Source organism: Paraburkholderia sp. Ac-20347, assembly GCF_017104805.1.
GTDB classification, from domain to species: Bacteria; Pseudomonadota; Gammaproteobacteria; order Burkholderiales; family Burkholderiaceae; genus Paraburkholderia; species Paraburkholderia tropica.
The window spans coordinates 1-9,063 of record NZ_JAAGPN010000298.1; the positions used below are offsets into that span (position 1 = coordinate 1).

The 9,063-nt window shown below is 67.1% G+C and carries 6 protein-coding genes; all 6 read right to left on the reverse strand.

All coding sequences use genetic code 11. The features are described from left to right. Positions 1–1,367, reverse strand: a 1,367-nt coding sequence (locus tag G3N97_RS33120; RefSeq protein WP_205997120.1) for a proton-conducting transporter membrane subunit, incomplete at its 3' end; no start/stop codon positions are given. Further along, entirely contained in the window at positions 1,364–1,720 is a 357-nt protein-coding gene (locus G3N97_RS33125; RefSeq protein ID WP_183708236.1) for a Na+/H+ antiporter subunit C, read from the reverse strand. The genes G3N97_RS33120 and G3N97_RS33125, both read right to left, overlap by 4 nt. After that, complete coding sequence (locus G3N97_RS33130) at positions 1,720–4,521, reverse strand: monovalent cation/H+ antiporter subunit A (protein ID WP_205997121.1); 2,802 nt, start codon at positions 4,519–4,521, stop codon at positions 1,720–1,722. Before G3N97_RS33130 ends, G3N97_RS33125 begins: the two co-directional genes overlap by 1 nt. Positions 4,522–4,658: 137 nt before the next feature. After that, on the reverse strand, positions 4,659–5,786 hold the full coding sequence (locus tag G3N97_RS33135; RefSeq protein ID WP_205997122.1) for an ABC transporter permease: 1,128 nt from the start codon (positions 5,784–5,786) through the stop codon (positions 4,659–4,661). 1 nt (position 5,787) lies between these two features. Beyond that, positions 5,788–8,463, reverse strand: a complete 2,676-nt coding sequence (gene rbbA, locus G3N97_RS33140; RefSeq protein WP_241030985.1) for a ribosome-associated ATPase/putative transporter RbbA — start codon at positions 8,461–8,463, stop codon at positions 5,788–5,790. A gap of 59 nt (positions 8,464–8,522) precedes the next feature. Then, the coding region (locus tag G3N97_RS33145; protein ID WP_205997123.1) for an HlyD family efflux transporter periplasmic adaptor subunit at positions 8,523–9,063 on the reverse strand (541 nt) is incomplete at its 5' end.

Genomic DNA, 9,063 nt, shown 5'->3' on the forward strand with positions numbered 1-9,063 from the left:
ACCACCGCCGCGATCAGATAGAGCAGCCCGGCGACGTTCGAGGGCCACGGCGCGTGCGTCGAGTGTCCGGCGGGCGCGGTGTGCCCGGCCGGTTCCGCATGCGCCGGTTCAGCCGGTTCGGTCGATTCAGCCGATTCCGCCGATTCAGCCGCCTCGACCGTTTGCGCCGCGCGCTTGCGCGCGAGTCGCGCCACCGCCGCCGCGTCGGATTCCGGCGAGATCGCGGCGACGTTGGCGTCGTCGAGCGCTTCGAGCGAACCGGGTTCGACGCTCTCGGCGGCGGCCGCGTGCGGCGTGGCGGGCGCTTCGGGTTCGAGCGTATCGGCGAGCAGGAACAGCGCGCCCGTGCACAGCGTCGTGCTCATCAGGTAGTAGAGCAGCGCGCTCCACGCGAGCGGCGTCTGCTGCGTGGCCGCCGCGATCAGCAAGCCGACGGACACCAGCACGAGATAACCGGTCGTGGTCTTGAGGCTCGACACGGCGAGCGCGCCCAGCGCGCCGAACACGATGGTCGCGATCGCGAGCCACCACGCCCAGTGATGCATGAACGCATCGAGCACGCCGCCCGCCGCGCCGAACACGAGTGCGTCGCAACGCAGCATCGCGTAGATGCCCACCTTCGTCATGATCGCGAACAGCGCCGCGACCGGGCCGATCGCGCTGCGATACGCCTGCGGCAGCCACATCGACATCGGGAACACGGCGGCCTTCAGGCCGAACACGAGCATCAGCGTGATGCCCGCGAACTGCGCGAGCGGCAGCGTGCCCGTGGGCAGCAGCGCGAGGCGCTGGCCCATGTCGGCCATGTTGAGCGTGCCGGTGATGCCGTAGAGCACGCCCAGCGCGATCAGGAAGAACGACGAACCGACGAGGTTCATCAGCAGATAATGCAGCCCGTTGCGCACGCGCCGCGCGCCGCCGCCATGCAGCAGCAGCGCATACGAGGCGATCAGTAGCAGCTCGAAGAACACGAACAGGTTGAACAGGTCGCCCGCGAGGAACGCGCCGTTCAGGCCCATCAGCTCGAACTGGAACAGCGCGCGGAAATAGCGTCCGCGCCGCGCGTCGGCGCTCGACGTGCCGATCAGGCAGCACACCGCGAGCACGGCGGTGAGCAGCAGCATCAGCGCGCCGAGGCGGTCGAGTTGCAGCACGATGCCGAACGGCGCGCGCCACGCGCCGAGCGCATACGTGACGATCTCGCCTTGCGCCGCGCGCGCCATCAGCAGGCAGGCGAGCGGCAGCAGCGCGATGGTGGCGGCCGCGTTGAGCGCGCGTTGCAGCCGCTTGGCGCGCGGCGGCAGCGCGACGATCGCCGCCGCTGCGAACAGCGGAATCAGAATGGGGAGCAGGAGGGCGTGATTCATTCGTCGCGCAGCGCCTCGCCGGAGATGCGGTTGTCGCTCAGGCCGTCGACGTGATCGTTGCCCGTGATCGACAGCGAACGCAGCGCGAGCACGACCGTGAAGGCCGTCATGGCGAAGCCGATCACGATCGCGGTGAGCACGAGCGCCTGCGGCACCGGATCGGCGTAGGCCGCGCCCGGCGCGATCACGGGCGGCTTGCCGGTCGAGAGCCGGCCCATGCCGAGCAGAAACAGATTGATCGCATACGAGAACAGCGTGATGCCGAGAATCACGGGCAGCACGCGCGCGCACAGCAGCAGGTAGATGCCGCAGGTGCAGAGCACGCCGATTGCGGCGGCGAAGGCGGCTTCCATCAGCTTTTCTCCACGGATTGCATGTCCTTGTCGCGCACGCCGAGGTGCGAAACGATCGTCAGCGTGGTGCCGACCACTGCGCCCATCACGCCGAGATCGAACAGCATCGCCGTGCTCAATTCGATCTCGCCGATCAGCGGCAGATGGAAGTGCCCGAACGCGCTCGTCAGGAACGGATACCCGAACGCGAGACTGCCGAGCCCCGTGGCCGCGGCCACGAGCAGCCCGAGCCCGGCGAGCGCGCGATAGTTGATGCGGATGCGCGATTCGGTCCACAACACGCCGCTCGCCACGTATTGCAGCAGCAGCGCGACGGAGACGATCAGCGAGGCGATGAAGCCGCCGCCCGGCAGATTGTGGCCGCGCAGGAACACGAACACGGCGACCAGCACGGTGAGCGGCAGCATCAGCCGCGCGAGAATCGCGAGCAGCAGCGGATGCGATTGCGACGACCACGGCAAGCCGCCGGGACCGGTGCCGGGCGCTTTCAGACGCAGGCCGCGCAGCAGCGCCTTGACCGCGAGCCCGGCGACCACCAGCACGCTGATTTCGACCATCGTATCGAAGCCGCGAAAGTCGACGAGGATCACGTTCACGACGTTGTGGCCGCCGCTGCCGGGCAGCGCGTTGGCGAGGAAGTACGGCGCGATGCCGGGTTCCGGCGTGCGCGTCATCACTTCGTAGGCGACGCTGCCGAGCAGGCCGCCGCCCGCGAGCGCGAGCAGGCCGTTGCGCAGGCGCGTGGGAATCGGCTCGATGGCGGTCTGCAGTTGCGGCAGGAAGTAGATCGCGAGCACCAGCAGCAGGATCGTGACCACTTCCACGGAGATCTGCGTGAGCGCGAGGTCGGGCGCGGAAAAGCGCGCGAACGCGAGCGTCACGAGCAGCCCGCAGGTGCTCAGCATCACGAGCGCGTAGAGCGTGTGCGCGCGCACGAGCACCACGCCGAGCGCGAGCAGCGCCATCAGCCCAAGACCGCAGAGCGTGAGCGGATCGGGCGGCATGCTCGCGTACGTGCCGCCGAATGCGTCCAGCGCGACGAACGACGCGCCCGGCACGATCAGCATCGCGGCGATCATCCACGAAAGATAGTGCGGCAGCGAGCGCGTTTCGAACACGCGCACGACGGCGCCCGCGCCTTTTTCGAGGCGCTGCACGAGGCGGTCGAAGCCCTCGCTCGCGTTCATTTCCGTGAGCAGCGAGCGATGATGGCGGAACGCGTCGCGGCGCGCGAAGAACAGCACGCCGCCCGCGACGAACGAAACCACGCTCATGACGAGCGGCGTGTTGATGCCGTGCCACAGGCTCAGGCTGTATTCGGGCAGCTTGCCGCCGAGCGTGAACCACGCCGCCGATTCGAGCAGACGGCCGATCGCCTGTTGCGGAAAGAGCCCGATCAGCAGACAGATCACCACGAGGATTTCCACCGGCAGCTTCATGAAGCGCGGCGGTTCGTGCGGCGGATAGTGCGGCAGATCGCGCGGCGTTTCGCCGTCGAAGAACACGCCCCAGACGAAGCGCAGCGAGTACGCCACCGAGAGCGCGGCGGCCACGATCGCAACGACCGGAATCGTCCAGTTCAACGGGCCGAACATGCCTTGCGCGAGCGTCTCGCCGAAGAACATTTCCTTCGAGAGAAAGCCGTTGAGGAGCGGCACGCCCGCCATCGCGAGCGACGCGACGCTGGCCAGCACGGCGGTGTGCGGCATGTATCTGCGCAAGCCGCGCAGACGGCCCAGATCGCGCGTGCCGGTTTCGTGATCGATGATGCCCGCGGCCATGAACAGCGACGCCTTGAACACCGCATGGTTGACGGTGTGAAACAGCGCGGCGACGGTGGACAGCTGCGTATCGAGACCGAACAGCAGCACGATCAGACCGAGATGGCTGATGGTGGAATAGGCGAGCAGGCCCTTGAGATCGCGCTGAAACAGCGCCATCGACGCGCCGCCCACGAGCGTGACGAGCCCGGCGAGCGTCGCCGTATAGGCCCACCAGTGCGTGCCTTCGAACACGGGATAAAGACGCGCGAGCAGGAACACGCCGGCCTTCACCATCGTCGCCGAATGCAGGTAGGCGGAGACGGGCGTGGGTGCGGACATCGCGTGCGGCAGCCAGAACTGGAACGGGAACTGTGCCGACTTCGTGAAGGCCGCGAACAGCGTGAGCAGCAGAATGGCCGGATAGAGCGGATCGTGCTGGATCTTGTCGACCTGCGCGAGCACGTCGTTCAGTTCATAGCTGCCGCAAACGTGGCCGAGCAGCAACACGGCGGCGAGCAGCGCGAGCCCGCCCGCGCCCGTGATGGTGAGCGCCATGCGCGCGCCGCGCCGCGCGTCGGGACGCGATGGCCAGAAGCCGATCAGCAGGAAGGAGACAAGACTCGTCAGCTCCCAGAAGATCACGAGCAGCAGCAGGTTGTTCGCGAGCACGACGCCGAGCATCGCGCCCATGAAGAGCAGAAGCAGCAGGTAGAGACGCGGCAGCGCTTCGCTGCCCGCGAGGTAGTAGCGCGCGTAGATGAACACCAGCAGGCCGATGGCGAGCACCAGCAGCGCGAACATGAACGACAGGCCGTCGAGCCGCAGCGAGAGCGCGAGGCCGATGTCGGGCACCCACTCGCGACGCCATTGCAGCACGCCGTGCGTCGACATGCCGACGCGTTCGCTGAGCAGCAGGCCGAGGCCCAACAGCGCCGCCGCGAACGCGATCCAGGTGGAGAGCGCGCTGGCGCGCCGCGCCGCGAGCGCCACCAGCGCTGCAGCCACGAACGGAAGTACGACGAGCCAGCCCAATACCATTCGATACTCTCCGGGAATCCCGCTGCACGCGGTGTGAACGGTGCGGGCCCGCCGGGCCGCATCCACGATCATAGCCGCAAACGGGGACGGAGTTCATGCGATTGGCATCAACGCCCGCGCGCCCGGCAGGACGCGGATCAGGCCATCTGGCTGAGCGTCTTGCGAAAGCGCGCGAGCGAGAACGCGAACAGCACCGAGCCGATCACGGCGAGCCAAAGGAACGGCTGCCAGACGACCGAGATGCCCGCGCCGCGAAACAGGATCGCTTGCCCCAACTCGACGAAGTGCGTGGTGGGCGCGGCGAGCATGATGTGCTGCACGAACTCGGGCATGCTTTCGCGCGGCGTGCTGCCGCCCGAGAGCATCTGCAGCGGCAGCAGCACGAGCACGAGCAGCATGCCGAATTGCGGCATGCTGCGCGCGAGCGTCGCCATGAAGATGCCCATCGAGGTCGTGGCGAACAGATGCAGCGCCGCGCCCGCGAGAAACAGCGCGACCGAGCCTTCGATCGGCACGTGCAGCGCGCCGCGCACGATGAACGTGAGCGAGAGCGCGGCGGCCACCAGCACCACGATCCCCATCGACCAGACTTTCGCGACCATGATTTCGGTCGGCGTGACCGGCATCACCAGCAGGTGCTCGATGGTGCCGTGCTCGCGCTCGCGTATCAGCGCCGCGCCCGTGAGAATGATGGAGAGCATCGTCACGTTGTTGATGATTTCCATCAGCGAGCCGAACCACGCCTGAGTGAGATTCGGATTGAAGCGCATGCGCACGGCGAGATCGACGGGCAGTTCGGTGGGCGCGCGATAGCGGTTCACGAACTCCGTGGCTTCGTCGTTGATCATCTGCTGGATGTAGCTGCTGCCGGTGAACGCCTGGCTCATGCGTGTGGCGTCCACGTTGAGCTGCACTTCGGCTGCGCGTCCGGCGAGCACGTCGCGTTGCAGATTGGGCGGAATGTTCAGCACAAAGGTGTAATTGCCCGCGTCCATGCCGCGGTCGGCCTGCGCGGGCGTGACCATCACGGGCGCAAGAAAGTGCGGCGGGAAGAACGCCTGGATCAGTCGCTGCGAGAGCGGCGAGACGTCGTTGTCGATCACGGCGATGGGCGCCATGTGCAGCGATTCGGGCCGCGACGTGGCCGACGAATAGATCATCGCCGTGAACGAGAAGATGATGAGGATCAGCAGCATCGGGTCGCGCGCGAGGCTCCAGAGTTCCTTCACGCCGAGGCGGTAGATGTTGGCGAGATGGCGGCGCATATCAGCTCTCCTGCTTCTTGAGCAGCGCGACGGTCACGCCGAGCACGATGGGCGTGGCGATCGCCAGCGGCCAGAACGAGTTCCACAGATCGCCGAAATGCAGCGCCTTGTTGAACACGCCCCGGCTGATGGTGAGCATGTGGCTCGCCGGATAGATCTGCCCGATGATGCGTCCCGCGCCTTCGAGCGACGAAACCGGCGTGATGAGCCCCGCGAACTGCACCGAGGGCACCATCGTGCCGATCATCGTGAAGAACAGCGCGGCGATCTGGCTCTTCGTGAACGTCGAGGCGAGCAGGCCGATCGCGGTCGCGCACAGGCAGTAGAGAACGGCCGCCGCGAACAAGGTCGGGAAACTGCCTTTGATCGGCACGCCGAATAGCGTAATGGCGAGGAACACCATCAGCAGGAAGTTGAGCATCGCGAGCAGCACGTACGGCGCCTGCTTGCCGAGCAGGAATTCGAGCCGCGTGACCGGCGTGACGTAGAGATTGATGATCGAGCCCAGTTCCTTTTCGCGCACGACGGCGAGCGCGGTGAGCATGGCGGGCATCATCAGCAGCAGCACGGGGATCACGGCGGGCACCATCGCGGGCAGGCTGCGCACGTCGGGGTTGTAGCGGAAGCGCGTTTCGACGGCCACGGCGGCATGCGCGTCGGCGCCCAGACGCAGCTTCGCCTGTTCGAGCAGCCAGCCCTGATGCATGCCCATGATGTAGCCGCGCACGGTTTCCGCGCGCTGCGGCATCGCGCCGTCGACCCACACGCCGATCTGCACCGCCTTGCCGCGCGCCACGTCGCGCGCGAAGCCGGGCGGAATCTCGACCGCGAGCGCGAGTTCGCCGCTGCGCATGCGCTTGTCCATGTCCGCGTAGCTCGCGAGCGGCGGCCGCTCGATGAAGTAGCGCGAGCCCGAGAGATTCAGCTCGTAGTTGTGCGAGAGCGCGGTCTGATCGTGATCGAGCACCGCGAAGCGCAAATCCTCCACGTCCATGCTGATGCCGAAGCCCATCACGAACAGCAGCAACAGCGAGCCCGCGAGCGCGAGCGTCGCGCGCACCGGATCGCGCCGCAGTTCGAGCGTCTCGCGCCACATATAGCTCCACGCGCGCTGCAGGCTGAAGCTGCGATGCTGTTGCGGATGCGCGGCGGCATCGGGATCTTCGGCCAGCACGGAGAGTTCGTCGCCCGTGCTTTCCTCGGTGCCCGCGCCCGCGTCGACGAGCCAGGCGATGAACGCTTCTTCGAGCGTGGCCGCGCCGCGATCGCGCGTGATGTTCGCGGGCGTGTCGCTCACCAGCACGCGGCCCGCGTGCATCAGCGAAATGCGGTCGCAGCGCCCGGCTTCGTTCATGAAGTGCGTGGAGATGAAGATCGTCACCTGATCTTCGCGCGCGAGGGCGATCAGCAGACGCCAGAAGTTGTCGCGCGCGACCGGATCGACGCCCGAGGTCGGTTCGTCGAGGATCAGCAACTCGGGCTTGTGGACCATCGCGACCGCGAGCGAGAGCCGCTGGCGCACGCCGAGCGGCAGGCTGTCGGGCAGCGTGTCGAGCGCTTCGGCGAGATCGAAACGTTCGACCATTTCGTCGACGCGCGCGGGAATGTCGGCCTCGGGTACATGAAACAGACGCGCGTGCAGCACCAGATTCTGGCGCACCGTGAGTTCGCCATAGAGCGAAAACGCCTGCGACATGTAGCCCACGCGGCGGCGCGTGTCGAGGTCGCGCGGATCGACTTCGTGCCCGAACAGCCAGGCCTTGCCTTCGGTCGCGGGCAGCAGGCCCGTGAGCATTTTCATCGTCGTCGACTTGCCGCAGCCGTTCGAGCCGAGAAAGCCGAAAATCTCGCCGCGCTGAATGCGAAAGCTCACGTGATCGACGGCCACGAAGTCGCCGAAACGCATCGTCAGGCCTTTGGCTTCGATGGCGACTTCGGTGTGCTCGTCGACGTTGAGCGGCACGATTTCGACCGGCTCGTGACCGCGCTTTTTCGCCTCGGGCAGCAGCGCGATGAAGGCTTCTTCGAGCGAGTCCGTGTGCGTGCGTTCGAGCAGTTCGGCGGGCTTGCCGGTCGCGAGCACCGCGCCGTCGTCCATCGCGATCAGCCAGTCGAAGCGCTGCGCCTCGTCCATGTACGCAGTCGCGACGATCACGCTCATCGACGGGCGCTCCTTGCGGATGCCGTTGATGAGGTCCCAGAACTGCGCGCGAGCGAGCGGGTCGACGCCGGTGGTCGGTTCGTCGAGGATCAGCAGGTCGGGGTCGTGGATCAGCGCGCAGCACAGGCCGAGCTTCTGCTTCATGCCGCCCGAGAGTTTGCCCGCCGGCCGCGCGAGAAACGGATCGAGGCCGGTGCTGCGCGTGAGCGCGTCGATGCGGCGGCGGCGCTCCTCTTCGTCGTGACCGAACAGGCGGCCGAAGAACTGCAGATTCTCTTCGACCGAAAGCGTCGGATAGAGATTCTTGCCGAGCCCTTGCGGCATGTAGGCGATGCGCGGGCAGACGTCGTCGCGATGCTTCTTGCTCGACATGTCGCCGCCGAGCACGCGCACGATTCCTTCCTGCACCTTGCGCGCGCCCGCGATCAGCGACAGCAGGCTCGACTTGCCCACGCCGTCCGGGCCGATCATGCCGACCATCAGCCCGGCGGGAATGTCCTGGGTGACGTCGCGCAGCGCGACGGTCTAGCCGTAGTGCAGGCCGACGTGCTCGAGGCGAACGACGGGCTCGCTCATCAGGGCACCTTGACCTGCAGATTGGCGGGCCAGTCTTCGTCGGTGTTGAGCTTGACCCACGCGACGCCGGGCAGACCGGTCTTCACGTACTGGAGATGCGCCTGGAGCAGCGCCGGGTCGATCTGCGCCTTCACGCGGAACATCAGCTTTTCGCGCTCGCTCTGCGTTTCCACGGTCTTGGGCGTGAACTGCGCGGTGGAGGACACGAACGTGACCTTCGCGGGGATCACCCATTGCGGCGCGGCGTCGAGAATGATGTGCACGTCCTGGCCGAGCGAGACGCGGCCCGCCGCGTTGGTCGGCAGGAAGAAGGTCATGTAGACGTCGGCGAGGTCGATCATGTTGAGCACCTTGCCGCCCGCGCCGAGCACTTCGCCGGGCTGCGCGACGCGATACTGCACGCGCCCCGCGCGCGGCGCTTTCAGATCGCTGTCCTGAATGTCGGCCTGCACGCGATCGATGGTCGCCTGCGCCGCCGCGATCGCCGAGACCGCGCCCGTCTGCTGCGCCTTTGCCGCCGAAACGGCCGCGGCCGCCGCG

Excerpts from the sequence above, each read along its gene's own strand:
- G3N97_RS33125 (WP_183708236.1), bottom strand. The coding sequence starts at position 1,720 with ATGGAAGCCGCCTTCGCCGCCGCAATCGGCGTGCTCTGCACCTGCGGC.
- G3N97_RS33130 (WP_205997121.1), bottom strand. The coding sequence starts at position 4,521 with ATGGTATTGGGCTGGCTCGTCGTACTTCCGTTCGTGGCTGCAGCGCTG.
- G3N97_RS33135 (WP_205997122.1), bottom strand. The coding sequence starts at position 5,786 with ATGCGCCGCCATCTCGCCAACATCTACCGCCTCGGCGTGAAGGAACTC.